General features: G+C 30.1%; 1 pseudogene. It reads right to left on the bottom strand.

The features are described from left to right. Positions 1-575, bottom strand: a pseudogene (locus tag FUA24_RS25125) (hypothetical protein); the annotation flags it as partial.

Here is a 575-nt window from a genome sequence, read left to right as displayed (position 1 = left end):
CCTACCAGTTTAGTGCTTGGGTACACTTTTAAAACATTGCCATCTACCACATATTTTGGGTTTTTTGCTTTTTGAATTGATACCAAACCATCAAAATTTTGTTGTTTTTTTAAAGGGTCTGAAAAATTAATAAGCAAATACTGTTCGGGTGATTGGTATACTTCGGTTTTTGTAATGGTAAAATTGTTTATGCCGGGTATTACTAGGGTATTTTCGCCTTTATTATCAGCATTAATAGCGTTACCATTCCATGAAATTTCAATTTTACTATCGTTTATAGTACGATTAATACTATCAATTTTAAACTCAAAAGCGGCACTATTTTTATAGCTTTCGTTAAAAACAATATTTAGGTTTTTACCGTTTTGTTTGGCAGTAATTAAATTTTTAGCATTTTCAATAGAAATAACGTCGGCCGATTTTATAACACCTTCTAAATATTGCCAGTTTTTGCTATACGACTGTAAATTGTTTGTAACCACGCTAAAACTAGGTGTAATGGTTTTAAACTGAAAGGTGTAGTTTTTATAATTTGAAGGCACATTTTCATAAATTTCAGATAGTTTTACTGTTAC

It is taken from the genome of Seonamhaeicola marinus (assembly GCF_008085455.1).
This window is presented reverse-complemented; position numbering and strand designations above follow the sequence as displayed.